The sequence below is a fragment of the Marinoscillum furvescens DSM 4134 genome (assembly GCF_003386095.1).
Taxonomy (GTDB): domain Bacteria; phylum Bacteroidota; class Bacteroidia; order Cytophagales; family Cyclobacteriaceae; genus Marinoscillum; species Marinoscillum furvescens.
In genome coordinates this window covers 479074-493613 of record NZ_QREG01000001.1, presented here as the reverse complement: position 1 = coordinate 493613, position 14540 = coordinate 479074, and the positions used below count along the sequence as shown (strand labels likewise).

Below are 14540 nucleotides of genomic sequence, written 5' to 3'. Positions count from 1 at the left end.
GGTATTGCCTTTTAGTTACACAGCTGGTCATAGACCAGTACGTGTTCAGAAAAATCCTTCCATTTGAATTTTTCTCCTGCATATTCTTCTTTGAAGGTTTCGCAGTTTTTGAACAGCCTGGTGAGGGCTTCGTTTTTGTATTTGCGTTTTTTATAAATCTCGGCCTGATCTCCGTCAGTCACTACCAGGTAAGATGTGTCTTCGCCACCTGCGAGCATAACACCATTCAATGAAGAAGTCATGGTCTCGTTTGCGTTGGGGTTTACATATACTTTTATTTTGCTGCAGAAGTCCGGATTGAGGAGCTGCATGAGGGCGTATTTATCTTTTTTGGGTAGGCGTGCCTGATCAAAAAGGATCCATTCTCGCTTCATGATTTTTTGGTAGTCCATATCTGCTACACGAGCTATATTCGGTGCAGACATAGCACTGGTCCAGTTCATGAAGTCCGTGGCTTTTACAGCCAATAGCTTCACATCAGCAGCCTTTAGTTTCACCTTGGATTTGTCAGCTTTTTTGATGGTCAAGGACCTGATCTGACCTCCCATCATTACGGCCGAGTTGATACGGCCAGCCACAGAATCTCCTGCTGTGGTGATGGCGTAAACTTCCTTTGCGGTCATCACGAGCCCTTCGTCTACCGGTGGCATAAAGTACTGTGAGTATTGTGCTGAGCCTACGTGAGCACATAGACTTACTATCAGAAAGCAAAATAGGTTTTTCATGGTTAGATTGATTTTCGATGCATTAATTACGCCAATTCCTTTGAGAAACCATCGCAGACGAATGCAATTTTTTCATTTCAGGCGTGATGACGAGTGGATTACTCAAAAATCACCGTACGGTTGTTGTGCACCAGGGCCTTGCGCTGCAGGTGTGTCCATATGGCACGTGAGAGCACGATTTTTTCCAGGTCTTTTCCCTTTCGGATCAGGTCTTCCACGGTGTTTTTGTGAGAGATTTTTACCACGTCTTGCTCTATGATAGGGCCTGCATCCAGATCGGCGGTTACATAGTGGCTAGTGGCACCGATGATTTTCACCCCACGCTCATGCGCACGGTGGTAGGGCTTGGCTCCTGCAAAGGCTGGTAAAAAGCTGTGGTGGATGTTGATGATTCGGTTGGGGTAGGCACTGATGAAGTCATTGCTGAGAATCTGCATATAGCGAGCCAGAATGATGAAATCTACCCTGAGTTCTGTGAGTAAAGTCATTTGCGCCATTTCTACCTCCGCCTTATTGTCCTTGTTCATCTCAAAGTGATAAAAAGGGATGCCATACCGATTGGCTACTTCTTCATGGATGGAGTGATTGGAGATGATCGCAGGGATCTCTATCTGCCATTCACCGGAGTAGTGTCTGGACAGGATGTCATACAAGCAATGCGAAGCTTTGGAGACAAAAATGGCCATGCGCGGCTTCTTGTCCGTGAAGTGTAGCTGCCATTCCATTTCAAACTGCGAAGCAATTTTCTCATCAAAAACGCTGTGGATGTTTTCTTTTGGTATGTCAAAGCCTTCCAGTTCCCATTCCACACGCATAAAAAATATACCCTCAGATTTTTCTACATGTTCGTCCAGATCGATGATGTTTCCATTGTGTTCAAATAGAAAGTGAGTGATGGTGCTAATCAGACCCTTGCGGTCATTGCAGTGTATGAGTAGTATGGCGTGGTTTTTCAAGCCCATGAGATCAGATTATAAAGTGTTGTGTGGGGCTGTTTTTGGGTAGCCCAAAGCTAAACACAAAAGCATAAAGTGACTAGTCCAGTTTTCATGTCAGGTTGCTAAAGTGTTAATTTTTAAGCTCGGGGAGTTGCCATTCATACTTTACAGCCAGCATGCGAAAGCTCACGATAAAGCATACTGTAATGATTACATTGAAGAACTGGTCGAGTCCCACGAGTGCAAGTATGACATACAGTGCGCCACCGGCAAGGCAGGTAAGGGCGTAAATTTCCTTGCGAAAGATCAGTGGGATGTCATTGCACACGATATCTCGAATTGCTCCTCCAAATACCGCAGAGACCATGCCCATCATGATGGCGATAATGGGGTGAACACCGAGAGTGAGTGCTTTTTGTAGCCCCAGCACAGTAAACACAGCAATCCCTACTGTATCGAAAATGAAAAAAGTGCGGCGCAATTTTCTAACTGTTTTTCCGAACAGAAGTGAGATCAAAACGCCTGCAGTAATCATTGCCAGATAGATGAGGTCGTTCATCCAGCCTACAGGTGTGCTGCCGAGTAGTACATCTCTGACCGTGCCACCCCCAATGGCCGTGATGAAGCCTACGGCAGCTATTCCGAAAAAGTCGAGTTGTTTGTCTCGGCCAGCAAGCGCACCACTAATGGCAAAGACCATGGTGCCCAGGATGTCTATGAAGTATAGGATGTTCACGGAAACGAATATAAATGATTCAGTCGCTTTTTCTGATAAAGTCAATGTTTCGCTTTAGCCCAGTGTACTTGGTTCGCTTTACCGGTGATTTTTTAAACACCCTGCGAAACACCTCTTCTGTCATTTCTTCCCAATCCTGTTTGCTAAAATCTTCCCACCCCTGAGAGGTAAAGGCAGGTTCGTGATGGGGTTTTGCAAAGCGGTTCCAGGGGCATACGTCCTGGCAGATGTCGCACCCAAATGCCCAGCCTTCCATTTTGTCTTTAAACTCCGCGGGGATTTCATCTTTGAGTTCTATGGTAAGGTAAGAGATGCATCGGCTGCCATCTACCACGTAGGGTTCGGGTATGGCATCCGTAGGGCAGGCATCCATGCAGGCAGTGCATGTGCCACAGTAGTCTTTTGTGGGAGGGTCTGGCTCGAGCTCCAGGTCTATGATGAGTTCGGCTATGAAGAAAAAGCTGCCGAGATTTCGATTGAGGAGCAGGGAGTTTTTGCCTACCCACCCCAATCCGCTCTTGGCTGCCCATGCACGCTCATGCACCGGGGCAGAGTCTACAAATACACGGCCTTCAACAGCTCCGACTTCTTCTTGTAGGCTTTGCATAAACTCCTTCAGCTTGTCTTTGATCACAAAGTGGTAGTCTTTACCATAGGCATATTTGGCAATCTTGTAGCTAGAGTCTTTATTATGATCGGGTTCTGGGTAGTAGTTATATAGGAGCGAGACCACTGATTTGGCTCCTGGGACTAGTTTGGTGGGGTCAAGCCGCTTGTCAAAGTGGTTTTCCAAATAGCCCATTTTCCCCTGGTAGCCGCGTTTTAGCCATTCTTCCAGTTTGGGGGCTTCTTCTTCCAGAAATTCTGCCTTTCCGATACCACAGAATGAAAAACCAAGTTCGCTGGCTATTTTCTTGACGGTTGCGGTATGCTTTTCAGGGATCATGCCACAAAGGTAGTCGGGCCCTATCGATTCTTATCCGAATGCCCAAGGCTTTTGTCTGGAGCTATTTGATCACGCACCAGTTGTTTGAGCTCCGTGATTTCTGGAAAACGACCGGCTTTTTTCCGTGAAAATATCAGCTGATTGTTTACATAGATATCAAACACACCTCCGGTGCCCTTTTTTAGTGAAAGTTCATCTAGCTCCTCGTTGAAGGTGGTCAGGAGCTCCTGGCCCATCCAGGCGGCTCGCATCATCCAGCGGCATAGCTTGCAGTACTCTATAGTTACTTTTTGCATAAGCTAAAGGTACATAGCGCGCATGAAATTTCTGTGCTGTCTAATGTTTTACAAGTCGATGGGTGCTCGAAAAGTTGTCTCCAGACAACTGGATCAGAAAATTCCCTTTCAAAGATTGAAGGGTTTGGTTGAGTAGTAGTTCCAGTTCTCCGGGTAGCATTTTGCTGGCTTGTAGGATGGTTTTGCCAGACTCATCATATAATGTGAGGCTATGATATCCCGAGCCCTGTATGGTGACAGACCCATGAGTTGGGTTGGGGAAAATGCTGGTTTTGCCAGTATTGTGTGTGCTTTTTAGTAAGATTTTGGTAGGTAGCATGGTGGCGCTTCCATCATAGTCTACCTGAACAAGGCGGTAGTAGGCGTCATTTTGAAAGTGCGGGTCTGACCAGGTGTATTGTGTAGGGGATGAGGTGGTCCCCTGCCCGGAGATGGTCGTCAACGTTTGAAAGTGCCGCTCATTGGCTTCCCTTTTTTGGATTTCAAAGTAATCGTTATTGAGCTCTGAAGCTGTTTCCCAGGTAAGTATTGCTTCACCAGATTGATTAGCAGCTACTTCAAAGTTTAGCAAAACTACGGGTAGGGCGTCACAATCTGCCCCACAGCAGCCAGATTCGCAATCGGCAACGCTTCCATTGTGGATGGTGGTAGTACCGCCATTGTCGTTATAGCTGCCAGCCTGTAAAGTGCCCGTTTCGCTTACCGTGGTGGTTCCTCCATCATTGTTGGTGTAAGTACCAGCTACGGTCATGATGCCATCGAGTGTAGTTACGCCCTCTCGTCCATCCCAATATACCGCATCTTCGGTTCCATTCGTGTAATTTCCATCGATAGCAAACAGTCCGCCTTCAGCGACGTATACGGTGCTATTGCCCAATATAGAGTAACTGGTGACGTTTCCGGTGGTGTTTAGTGTGCCATATACATCGATACGGTCCCAAATGTAAAGGTCTCCGGTGATCGTAAGTACTGCTCCTGAGGCAATGGTGAGTGTTCTGAAACCCAAAGAGCTCCCCTGGTTTTGAGTACCCGATATAGCGCAAGAAGTACCTGTAACGGTGAAGTTTTCGTTGCTAATGTCATCTGCGTCTGGACATTGAGCATACGTCATAGCGTAGCTGCATAAGACGCAAACGGTTAGGAAGTGTTTTGCTTTCATGCTTAGAAGTATTTAGTCTTCTATAGCTGTTCAGCGTGCTGGTATGATTAACGGTTGGGTTTAGTATTGTGAAGAACGGAACTGATTAGGAGAAATACAAATACCGAGTGTTAAAAATCGATGAATTATGCTGCTTAGATTACGAATGCCTCTTTATTGAGGTTAAAATAGGCGGCCCATTTGCTCAGGAGGAATCTTGCCCAGATGCTGATAAGCTTTTTCTGTGGCTTGGCGTCCTCGGCTGGTACGCTTGATGTATCCTTCCATGATGAGGAAAGGTTCATAGACTTCTTCGATGGTTTCGGCCTCTTCACCACATGCTGTGGCAATAGTTGAAAGCCCCACAGGGCCACCTTTAAATTTTTCTATAATAGTAGCCAATATGCGGTTGTCCATTTCATCTAGCCCATGATCATCCACATCCAATGCCTGGAGTGCCATACGAGCTATGTCCAGAGTGATGGCGCCATCTCCTTTTATTTGGGCAAAATCGCGGGTTCGTCTGAGGAGGTTGTTGCTGATACGTGGGGTGCCGCGGCTTCTGCGCGCTATTTCATAGGCGGCTTCTTCATCTATGGGAGTGCCCAGAATATCGGCTGACCGGCCTACAATGGATGTGAGCAGCTGTGCATCGTAGTATTCCAGTCGGGAGTTGATGCCAAAGCGGGCTCGTAGAGGGGAGGTGAGTAGTCCTGACCGAGTGGTGGCTCCTATCAGTGTAAATGGCTCCAGTCCTATCTGTACTGAGCGTGCATTGGGCCCACTGTCTAGCATGATGTCAATGCGATAGTCCTCCATGGCGGAGTATAGGTACTCTTCCACTACAGGGTTGAGGCGGTGAATTTCATCAATGAAGAGCACGTCATGTGGTTCCAGATTGGTGAGCAGTCCGGCCAGTTCGCTGGCCTTGTCTAGCACAGGGCCAGAAGTGACTTTGATGCCTGCGCCCAATTCATTGGCGATGATGTGTGAAAGCGTGGTTTTGCCCAAGCCGGGAGGGCCGTGTAAGAGTACGTGATCCAGTGGTTCTTCACGCTGCTTGGCAGCTTCTACAAAGATCCGTAGGTTTTCTACCACCTTGGCCTGGCCAGTAAAATCTTCAAATGAAAGCGGACGTAGTGCCTTTTCAAATTCCTTTTCTGATGAACTCATCTGTTCATCATCGCCTGTCAGATAGTCTTCTCTCATTTCCGAATCTCTAAATCGTCGTTTGCCAGATGAATAAAGCTAAGGGATATTGTTCGTTTGAACCACACAAAGATATATGGATTGAATCATCCTTATTTCATATCGCTTAATATTGCAGTTTAATTGCAAAACTATGGATCGCAAGTGGATTTTTAGAGGGATCGTGGTGCTGGTAGTATTGGGTGCGCTGTATCGTATGTATCAGAGCCAGCCGGAGTATTCGCTCACTCATGTTACCGGACAGACGATGGGTACCATTCAGTACAATGTGAAATACCTGGGTGATGATGCGTCTAATCATAAAAAGTCTATCGATTCTCTTTTGGTTGCATTCAATCAGTCTTTATCTACCTATATACCTAACTCAGAAATATCCACGCTCAATCAGACTGGTAGGCTGTCTGAGCCTTCGGCACTGTTTATTGATGTGCTAGCGCAAAGCAAGTTGGTGTATGAGACTACTGACGGAGCATTTGATCCCACAGTAGGTCCTCTGGTCAATGCCTGGGGGTTTGGTCCTGATAAGCTTCCCAATGTGCCAGATAGCAGCCTGATAGCTCAGCTTCGGCAGCATGTTGGATTTCATGAGATTAGCTATACCGAAGATCAGATTGTGATGGATACAGCGATGTATCTGGACTTTAGTGCTACCGCCAAAGGACTTGCAGTAGATGTAGTAGCTGAGTTTTTAGAGACCAATGGATACGAGAATTACATGGTAGAGATCGGTGGAGAAGTACGTGCTGCCGGAAAAAATGATAAGGGAGAAATATGGAAGATAGGCATTGAAGACCCTACTGTGGCTCAGACAGAGCAGCGTCTGTTGGCTATAGTGGCTCTGCAGGATCGCTCCATGGCTACATCGGGTAATTATCGAAACTATTATGAAAAGGATGGGCGTATCATAGCACATACTATAGACCCTCGTACCGGGTACAATACTACCCACAACCTCCTGAGTGCTTCAGTATTTGCGGAGGATTGCATGACTGCTGATGCATATGCTACAGCTTTTATGGTTTTGGGGGTGGAAGCCTCCAAACAAATCGTCAGGCATTCTGAGATGGAAGCATTTTTAATTTTTCAAAACTCTGATGGCACTTTGGGAAGCTACGTATCTGAAGGATTACAATCCGCCATTCAACTGAACAAAATTCAATGAGTAAAATAGAATGGTTTGGTGAGTGGTTTGACTCACCGTATTATCACATACTGTATCAAAACAGGGATCACGAAGAAGCGCAATTTTTTATAGATCGGCTGATAGCGCATTTGGCTCCGGATCAGGAAGCTCGCTTTTTAGATTTGGCATGCGGGAAAGGTCGCCATGCGATTTACCTCAACAGCAAAGGGTATGACGTGACAGGACTGGATCTGTCCGAGCAAAATATCCGATATGCCAGTAGGTATAGCAATGAGCGATTGCATTTTGAGCAGCAAGATATGCGTGAGCCATTCGGGGAAGCGCGCTACGATTATGTGCTCAATCTTTTCACCAGCTTTGGGTATTTTGATACCAAATCTGAGAATCAGCAGGCCATTAATTGTATAGCGAATAGCCTGCGAAAAGGGGGGACGTTTGTGTTGGACTTTTTAAACCCCTACGCGGTGATCAATGGATTGGTGTCAGAAGAGGAAAAAACAATGGGGGGAATTACCTTCAAAATTTCTCGTAGTTTTGATGGGGAATATATTTTGAAGGATATTGAATTTTTTGCTGATGGATCGCATTACCATTATCAGGAAAAAGTGAAAGCCATCCGCCGGGTGAAGTTTCTCAGCTACTTCGAGCAGGCAGGTTTGCAGGTTCGGGAAGTGTTTGGAAACTACCAGTTGTCGTCCTATGATAAAGAAAAAAGTGAACGCCTGATTTTTATAGCAACCAAATGATCCTGATTTTTTCTGTATTGTTTCTGTCCGCCCTGCTAGGAGGTGTTGCAGCCCGGTATGTAAACGGTGGGACTAGTATTCGTTATCCGCTCATTTTCGCAGGGTCATTCCTGTTTTCGATTACGATCATCCATATTTTGCCGGAGGTGTTTACGCTGAGTGCCAACCCTATGAAAATTGGCCTTTATGTGTTGTTTGGTTTTTTCTTTCAGCAGCTGCTAGAATATTTTACATCCGGTATAGAGCACGGTCACGCTCATGCGCAGGAAGATATGTCTGTGGGTGGACGGCTCGGTTTATTAGTGGCCCTGGTGATTCATAGTTTTTTGGAGGGCGCTCTGCTTACTCATGATTCCCCTTTTCATGATCATCATGATTCGCACTCTGTGCTGATAGGGATTGTCTTGCACAAGGTGCCTGCGGCATTTGCCTTGGTGACCACCTTTAAGAATGGGGCAAAGGTCTCAGCGGGGCTATGGGTAATCTTGCTTGTCTTTAGCTTGTCATCACCTCTTGGCTTTTTGCTTAGTGATCAGGTACTTCATATGTCGTCTGATCAGCTGGTGATTCTTTTTGCCTTTGTGTCGGGGAGTTTTCTGCATATATCCACTACTATTTTTGTGGAGACCAGCCCAAACCATCACTTTGGTTTGAAGAAGTTTTTGGTGAGTGTACTGGGGGCTGGTTTGGCCATTGTGGCCGAGCACATGCTATAAAATGGTATTTTTAATTCTCCTTAGAATTTAATTCTGCAGAAGTTGGGAATTGCCTATCTTCAAGGCTTCAATAAACCCAACTTTCAAAAATGAGTGACAATAAGATGAAGGCCTACTGGCGTAGGAATCTTCGGTATCTTCTAGTGCTGCTCCTGATCTGGTTTGCCGTTTCCTATGGCGCCGGGATATTTTTTGCTGAGCAGCTCAACACCATCCGATTAGGAGGATTTAAGCTAGGCTTTTGGTTTGCCCAGCAGGGATCCATTTACGTTTTTGTGGTATTGATCTTCGTGTATGTCTGGCTGATGAACCGGCTAGATCGTGAATTTGACGTAGACGAAAAATAGGCAGCTATGGATGTACAAACCTGGACGTTTTTAATTGTAGGCGTCACTTTCGCGCTCTACATCGGAATAGCGGTGTGGTCTCGGGCGTCTTCTACCAAAGATTTTTATGTGGCAGGAGGTGGGGTGTCGCCCCTGGCCAATGGTATGGCCACGGCTGCAGACTGGATGTCAGCTGCTTCATTTATCTCCATGGCAGGTCTTATCTCTTTCATGGGGTACGATGGGGCTGTTTACCTGATGGGATGGACAGGCGGCTATGTGCTGCTTGCTTTGTTGTTAGCGCCTTATCTCCGAAAGTTCGGAAAGTTTACCGTTCCAGACTTTATTGGTGATCGGTATTATTCTAATGTGGCACGCTCCGTGGCAGTGATTTGTGCCATTATTGTGTCTTTTACGTACGTGGCAGGTCAGATGCGTGGTGTTGGGGTGGTCTTCTCACGGTTTTTGGAGGTGCCCGTGAATACCGGAGTGTATATCGGGATGGCACTTGTTTTCTTTTATGCCGTGCTAGGCGGGATGAAAGGAATTACCTATACCCAGGTAGCGCAGTATTGCATTCTGATTTTTGCCTTTATGGTGCCGGCTTTCTTTATTTCATTTCAGCTTACTGGCAATTTTATTCCCCAGATGGGTTTTGGGGGGTCGCTTGCTGATGGTACGTTTTTGCTGGATAAGCTGGACGGGCTGCATCGGGAGCTTGGTTTTGCAGAATATACCAGTGGATCCAAGTCCATGATCGACGTATTTGCTATTACCCTCGCGCTAATGGTGGGGACAGCAGGTTTGCCACATGTTATTGTGCGGTTTTTCACCGTGCCCAGAGTGAAGGACGCTCGAATTTCAGCCGGCTGGGCGCTGGTTTTTATTGCTATCCTTTATACTACAGCACCAGCTATTTCAGCTTTTGCACGTACCAACCTTATCGAAACGGTGCGAGATGCTGACTATAGTACCATGCCTGAGTGGTTTAGCAACTGGGAAACTACGGGGCTCATCACGTTTGAAGATAAAAATGCAGATGGTAAGATCCAGTATGTGGCAGGTGACGAAAATGAACTGGTGATAGATCGGGATATCATGGTGCTGGCCAATCCGGAAATAGCTCAGCTCCCCAACTGGGTGGTGGCGCTAGTGGCTGCAGGAGGGTTAGCTGCTGCCTTATCTACGGCGGCTGGTTTGCTGTTGGTTATTTCAGCCAGTGTGTCACACGATTTGATTAAGAAACAGATAAAGCCAAACCTTTCCGACAAAGAGGAACTTATATGGGCAAGGGTCGGGGCCATTGCAGCGGTGTTGGTGGCCGGTTATTTTGGTATCAACCCACCAGGGTTTGTGGCAGCAGTGGTAGCGCTGGCCTTTGGACTTGCTGCAGCCAGTTTTTTCCCTGCAATTATCCTCGGGATATTTGATAAGCGGATGAATAAAGAAGGGGCTGTTGCAGGTATGATCGTAGGCATATTGCTGATGCTCTTTTATATGATCAAGTACAAGCTTGGAGGGTTTGGTGGAGGTACTCCTGAAGACTGGTGGTTTGGGGTTTCGCCAGAAGGCTTTGGTACTATTGCCATGATGGTAAACTTCCTGGTGTCCCTCACGGTGTCCCGAATGACACCAAAACCCCCGGAGGATGTACAGGAAATGGTAGAGCAGATTCGTTACCCCAGAGGAGCGGGTGCTGCTTCAGAACATTAGAAAATTCACATTTACTAGACTAAATAAACTGTAAACTAGACATGAGTCATAAAATTCAAACACTAAGCGGATACATACATGAGTACCAAAAGAGTGTTTTACAGCCTGAGGTATTCTGGGCTCAAATTGGTGAGTCATTTCATTGGAAAAAGCGCTGGGATAAAGTGCTTGAGTGGGATTTTGAAGGTCCTGATGTCAAGTGGTTTCTAAATGGGAAGCTAAATATCACAGAAAATATATTGGATAGGCATCTGTTCATCATGGGTGATCGGCCGGCTATCGTATGGGAGCCGAATGAGCCAGATGAAGAAGGTGTTACTTTGACGTATAAGGAACTGTACGCCAAAGTGTGCCAATTTTCGAATGCGATGAAAGCCCAGGGAGTAGGTAAAGGTGATCGTGTGATTATCTACATGCCTATGGTTCCTGAAGCCGCCATTGCCATGCTAGCGTGTGCACGGATCGGTGCGGTGCATTCCGTGGTATTTGCTGGTTTTTCTTCCAGCTCATTGGCAGATCGGGTCAACGACTGTGAAGCCAAGATGGTACTTACATCGGATGGGAACTTCCGTGGTGCGAAAAAAATAGATGTGAAAGGCGTGGTAGACGAAGCGCTCGAAAATACAAGCACCGTAGAGAAAGTGATCGTGTATCAGCGTACAGGAGCGGATATTGCCATGAAGGCGGGACGTGACATTTGGTGGCATGACGCCATCCAGGGCCAGTCTGAGGAATGTCCGGCAGAAGTAATGGATGCCGAGGATATGTTGTTTATTTTGTACACTTCAGGGTCTACAGGTAAGCCCAAAGGAGTGGTGCACACTTGTGGCGGATACATGGTGTATAGCTACTACTCCTTCCTAAATGTTTTTCAGTATACCCCTGGTGATGTCTACTGGTGCACGGCAGATGTGGGGTGGATTACAGGTCATTCCTATATTGTATACGGCCCTTTATTGGCCGGGGCTACCACGGTGATGTTTGAAGGCGTGCCTACCTATCCGCATGCTGGACGCTTTTGGGAAATAGTGGATAAGTATCAGGTCAATCAATTTTATACAGCTCCTACTGCAATTAGAGCTCTGCAAGCTCATGGACTGGAGCCATTGGAGCCTTACAGTTTGGATTCACTCAAAGTGATTGGGTCTGTGGGTGAGCCTATTAATGAGGAGGCCTGGCATTGGTATCATGACCATGTAGGTAAGGGGAATTGCCCGCTTGTTGATACCTGGTGGCAAACCGAGACTGGCGGCATTATGATTTCTGCTCTGGCCGGTGTGACACCCAATAAGCCAGCCCATGCCGGACTGCCATTGCCCGGTGTGCAGCCGGTGATAGTAGATGCTGATGGGAATGAACTCAAAAGCAATAATGTGCAGGGAAATCTTTGTGTGAAATTTCCATGGCCAGGAATATTGCGCACGACATATGGAGATCATGAGCGCTGTAAGCAGACCTATTTTTCTACTTACAAAGGGATGTATTTTACAGGTGATGGAGCCAAGCGAGATCATGACGGATATTTGAGGATTCTGGGTAGGGTAGATGATGTGATCAACGTTTCTGGTCATCGTATGGGAACAGCCGAGGTGGAAAACGCCATCAATGAGCATCCTAAGGTGGTGGAATCAGCTGTGGTAGGTTACCCTCATGAAGTTAAAGGGCAGGGAATCTATGCCTATGTGATTTGTGACATGGAGGGAAGAACTGAAGAGAGCCTGAAAAATGAAATCCGTCAGACGGTCAATAAGATCATTGGACCTATAGCTAAGCCTGACAAGGTGCAGATCGTTCCTGGTCTGCCAAAGACTCGCTCCGGAAAAATCATGCGTAGAATACTGCGCAAGGTGGCATCTGGAGAATCCGATCAGCTAGGAGATACCTCTACTTTGCTCAACCCAGAAGTGGTAGAGGCTATCATAGAAGGAGCCGTGAAAGATTGAGTGATAGATGAAGACGTTAGCAAAGGCCATTCCTGATTTTGTAGGGAATGGCTTTTGTTTTTATGGTCAAATTGAAAGATTGATTCTTTTCAAAAATGTGAAAATGGCAAAATAGTGCACTGCGTATTTTGTTTTATTCAAAAATATGGCTTGCGCAAAGGATAAATTTCAGGGCATCGGGCTTTTTCGTTAGTTTGGCGCCCTGTTATTTTTTCGTGCCATAGAAAAGATCAATCTTAATGCAAAAAACAATGAAAACCCTTCTGCTACTAGGAGGGGTGTTACTGCTATCGCCTGCGGTATACGCAGGAGCCGATGAGCCAATTGATACAGGCGCTACCGCCTGGATGCTAACCTCTACAGCACTCGTGCTGCTGATGATTCCGGGGTTGGCCATGTTTTACGGAGGTCTCGTACGCACCAAAAACGTATTGGGGACAATGATGCACAGTTTTGCCGCTATGGGAATAATGACCATACTATGGGTGACTGTGGGTTATGCCATGTCTTTCGGGGAAAATGTTCTCGGAGGTTGGTTTGGCTGGAACTGGGACTACTTCATGCTACAGGGTATTGATGACTCCATACTGGGAGAAGGTATACCTGAATATGTGTTTTCTATGTTTCAGGCCAAATTTGCCATTATCACCCCCGCACTTATAGCGGGAGCGTTTGCTGAGCGTGTTTCATTCAAAGCTTACTGTATTTTCATCGCAGTGTGGGGAGTGCTTATCTACAACCCACTTTGTCATTGGGTGTGGGCATCTGACGGGTTCTTGTTTAACCTGGGAGCAGATGGAGCTATTGACTTTGCTGGAGGTACTGTAGTGCACATTTCTGCAGGTGTAAGTGGTTTAGTAGCTGCTATTTACCTGGGAGGTAGAAAGTCACATCCACACTTGCCTATGCGCCCTAGTAATCTGGTTATGACCATGATCGGTGCGGGTCTCCTTTGGGTAGGCTGGTTTGGCTTCAATGCCGGAAGTAGTATCAGCAGTGGGCTGGCTACAGCGCAGGCGCTTACTGTGACTCAAATCGCTGGAGCGGCTGGAGCCTTAGCCTGGGTGATCATCGAAGGCTGGCATCAGGGCAAAGCTACTGCACTTGGTTTTGTCAGTGGTATACTGGCAGGCCTCGTAGCTATTACTCCTGCAGCTGGCGTGGTTCAGCCTATGGGGGCTATTGCTCTGGGGATCTTGTCTACCATCATTTGTTACATGGCCATCATCATGAAAAACAAACTAGGCTATGACGATACACTAGATGCTTTTGGTATCCATGGTGTAGGTGGTATCGTTGGAGCTATTTTTCTGGTGTTTTTTATTCGCGAAAGTTGGATGGAAGACGCAGCTCAGCTGGCAGGAGGTTCCTGGACCATTTGGGATCAGTTTGGCATACAAATACTCGCAGTGCTCATCGCAATAGCATACGCCGTAGTAGGAACATTGCTAATCTTGTTTGTGCTCAATAAGTTTATCAAACTTCGGGCAACGGACGAAGCAGAAATGAAGGGACTGGACAATTATTACCACGGAGAGCGTGGGTATGGAATGATTAACCCTAACTAAGCTGACTATGAAACTTATTATCGCAATAATTAGAGAAAATCAACTTGACCAGGTGCGTGAAGGATTGATAGCAGCTGGGATATCGAGAATCACGGTGTCTCATGTGTCTGGTCATGGCCGGGCCAATGGTGAAGGGGAGATTTACAGGGGGCAAAAGGTAGTGCCAAACCTGACCCCAGGAGCCAGAATAGAAATCGCAGTAAATGACGACTATGTAGACCGTACGGTAGAGGCTATTCAAAATGCTACGCAATCCAATGACGGAGAGTTTGTGGGCAGTGGCAAGATTATGATTATGCCACTGGACGATGTAATTCGTATCCGTACTGGCGAGCGTGGCGCAGATGCCATTTAGTATCACCGCTCACTAGTCATAATGAGCTCAGCCCGCTGTTT

The 14540-nt window shown here is 46.6% G+C and carries 15 protein-coding genes; 8 read left to right on the top strand and 7 right to left on the bottom strand.

The features are described 5' to 3' along the window. Positions 1–11: 11 nt before the first annotated feature. From C7460_RS02255 to ruvB, 7 genes are all read right to left on the bottom strand, one after another. Entirely contained in the window at positions 12–725 is a 714-nt protein-coding gene (locus C7460_RS02255; protein WP_115866428.1) for a hypothetical protein, read from the bottom strand. A 98-nt stretch (positions 726–823) separates the two neighbouring features. Further along, positions 824–1687, bottom strand: coding sequence for a formyltetrahydrofolate deformylase (purU, locus tag C7460_RS02250; RefSeq protein ID WP_221409425.1), 864 nt, complete (start codon positions 1685–1687; stop codon positions 824–826). Between the two features lie 106 nt (positions 1688–1793). Further along, positions 1794–2399, bottom strand: coding sequence for a trimeric intracellular cation channel family protein (locus C7460_RS02245; RefSeq protein WP_115866427.1), 606 nt, complete (start codon positions 2397–2399; stop codon positions 1794–1796). Positions 2400–2418: 19 nt separating this feature from the next. Beyond that, positions 2419–3345: a tRNA epoxyqueuosine(34) reductase QueG gene (gene queG / locus C7460_RS02240; RefSeq protein WP_115866426.1), complete on the bottom strand. Its 927-nt coding sequence runs from the start codon at positions 3343–3345 to the stop codon at positions 2419–2421. 20 nt (positions 3346–3365) lie between these two features. Then, on the bottom strand, positions 3366–3641 hold the full coding sequence (locus C7460_RS02235) for a SelT/SelW/SelH family protein (protein ID WP_115866425.1): 276 nt from the start codon (positions 3639–3641) through the stop codon (positions 3366–3368). 40 nt (positions 3642–3681) lie between these two features. After that, positions 3682–4800: a T9SS type A sorting domain-containing protein gene (locus tag C7460_RS02230; RefSeq protein WP_115866424.1), complete on the bottom strand. Its 1119-nt coding sequence runs from the start codon at positions 4798–4800 to the stop codon at positions 3682–3684. Positions 4801–4962: 162 nt separating this feature from the next. Continuing rightward, entirely contained in the window at positions 4963–5988 is a 1026-nt protein-coding gene (gene ruvB / locus C7460_RS02225) for a Holliday junction branch migration DNA helicase RuvB (RefSeq protein WP_115866423.1), read from the bottom strand. A 133-nt stretch (positions 5989–6121) separates the two neighbouring features. Here ruvB and C7460_RS02220 point away from each other — a divergent pair, with 133 nt between their 5' ends. From C7460_RS02220 to C7460_RS02185, 8 genes are all read left to right on the top strand, one after another. After that, positions 6122–7150 (top strand): FAD:protein FMN transferase, encoded by a 1029-nt coding sequence (locus C7460_RS02220; protein WP_115866422.1) that lies wholly within the window; start codon positions 6122–6124, stop codon positions 7148–7150. Beyond that, on the top strand, positions 7147–7878 hold the full coding sequence (locus tag C7460_RS02215) for a class I SAM-dependent methyltransferase (RefSeq protein WP_115866421.1): 732 nt from the start codon (positions 7147–7149) through the stop codon (positions 7876–7878). Before C7460_RS02220 ends, C7460_RS02215 begins: the two co-directional genes overlap by 4 nt. After that, the gene (locus tag C7460_RS02210; RefSeq protein ID WP_115866420.1) at positions 7875–8594 is read left to right on the top strand and encodes a ZIP family metal transporter; all 720 of its coding nucleotides are present in this window, start codon (positions 7875–7877) and stop codon (positions 8592–8594) included. The genes C7460_RS02215 and C7460_RS02210 overlap by 4 nt, the downstream gene beginning before the upstream one ends. An 89-nt stretch (positions 8595–8683) precedes the next feature. Then, positions 8684–8941 (top strand): DUF4212 domain-containing protein, encoded by a 258-nt coding sequence (locus tag C7460_RS02205; RefSeq protein WP_115866419.1) that lies wholly within the window; start codon positions 8684–8686, stop codon positions 8939–8941. Positions 8942–8947: 6 nt separating this feature from the next. Continuing rightward, the gene (locus C7460_RS02200; RefSeq protein ID WP_115866418.1) at positions 8948–10633 is read left to right on the top strand and encodes a sodium:solute symporter family protein; all 1686 of its coding nucleotides are present in this window, start codon (positions 8948–8950) and stop codon (positions 10631–10633) included. A gap of 41 nt (positions 10634–10674) precedes the next feature. Then, positions 10675–12576 carry an acetate--CoA ligase gene (acs, locus tag C7460_RS02195; RefSeq protein ID WP_115866417.1) on the top strand — a complete coding sequence of 634 codons (1902 nt, stop codon included), beginning with the start codon at positions 10675–10677 and terminating at the stop codon, positions 12574–12576. A 251-nt stretch (positions 12577–12827) separates the two neighbouring features. Next, positions 12828–14144: an ammonium transporter gene (locus C7460_RS02190; protein WP_221409424.1), complete on the top strand. Its 1317-nt coding sequence runs from the start codon at positions 12828–12830 to the stop codon at positions 14142–14144. Positions 14145–14151: 7 nt separating this feature from the next. Then, positions 14152–14499 (top strand): P-II family nitrogen regulator, encoded by a 348-nt coding sequence (locus tag C7460_RS02185; RefSeq protein WP_115866415.1) that lies wholly within the window; start codon positions 14152–14154, stop codon positions 14497–14499. Positions 14500–14540 lie beyond the last annotated feature (41 nt).

Excerpts from the sequence above, each read along its gene's own strand:
- C7460_RS02190 (WP_221409424.1), top strand. The coding sequence starts at position 12,828 with ATGAAAACCCTTCTGCTACTAGGAGGGGTGTTACTGCTATCGCCTGCG.
- C7460_RS02235 (WP_115866425.1), bottom strand. The coding sequence starts at position 3,641 with ATGCAAAAAGTAACTATAGAGTACTGCAAGCTATGCCGCTGGATGATG.
- C7460_RS02210 (WP_115866420.1), top strand. The coding sequence starts at position 7,875 with ATGATCCTGATTTTTTCTGTATTGTTTCTGTCCGCCCTGCTAGGAGGT.
- queG (WP_115866426.1), bottom strand. The coding sequence starts at position 3,345 with ATGATCCCTGAAAAGCATACCGCAACCGTCAAGAAAATAGCCAGCGAA.
- C7460_RS02220 (WP_115866422.1), top strand. The coding sequence starts at position 6,122 with ATGGATCGCAAGTGGATTTTTAGAGGGATCGTGGTGCTGGTAGTATTG.
- C7460_RS02185 (WP_115866415.1), top strand. The coding sequence starts at position 14,152 with ATGAAACTTATTATCGCAATAATTAGAGAAAATCAACTTGACCAGGTG.
- purU (WP_221409425.1), bottom strand. The coding sequence starts at position 1,687 with ATGGGCTTGAAAAACCACGCCATACTACTCATACACTGCAATGACCGC.
- ruvB (WP_115866423.1), bottom strand. The coding sequence starts at position 5,988 with ATGAGAGAAGACTATCTGACAGGCGATGATGAACAGATGAGTTCATCA.
- C7460_RS02215 (WP_115866421.1), top strand. The coding sequence starts at position 7,147 with ATGAGTAAAATAGAATGGTTTGGTGAGTGGTTTGACTCACCGTATTAT.
- C7460_RS02205 (WP_115866419.1), top strand. The coding sequence starts at position 8,684 with ATGAGTGACAATAAGATGAAGGCCTACTGGCGTAGGAATCTTCGGTAT.
- C7460_RS02255 (WP_115866428.1), bottom strand. The coding sequence starts at position 725 with ATGAAAAACCTATTTTGCTTTCTGATAGTAAGTCTATGTGCTCACGTA.
- acs (WP_115866417.1), top strand. The coding sequence starts at position 10,675 with ATGAGTCATAAAATTCAAACACTAAGCGGATACATACATGAGTACCAA.
- C7460_RS02230 (WP_115866424.1), bottom strand. The coding sequence starts at position 4,800 with ATGAAAGCAAAACACTTCCTAACCGTTTGCGTCTTATGCAGCTACGCT.
- C7460_RS02200 (WP_115866418.1), top strand. The coding sequence starts at position 8,948 with ATGGATGTACAAACCTGGACGTTTTTAATTGTAGGCGTCACTTTCGCG.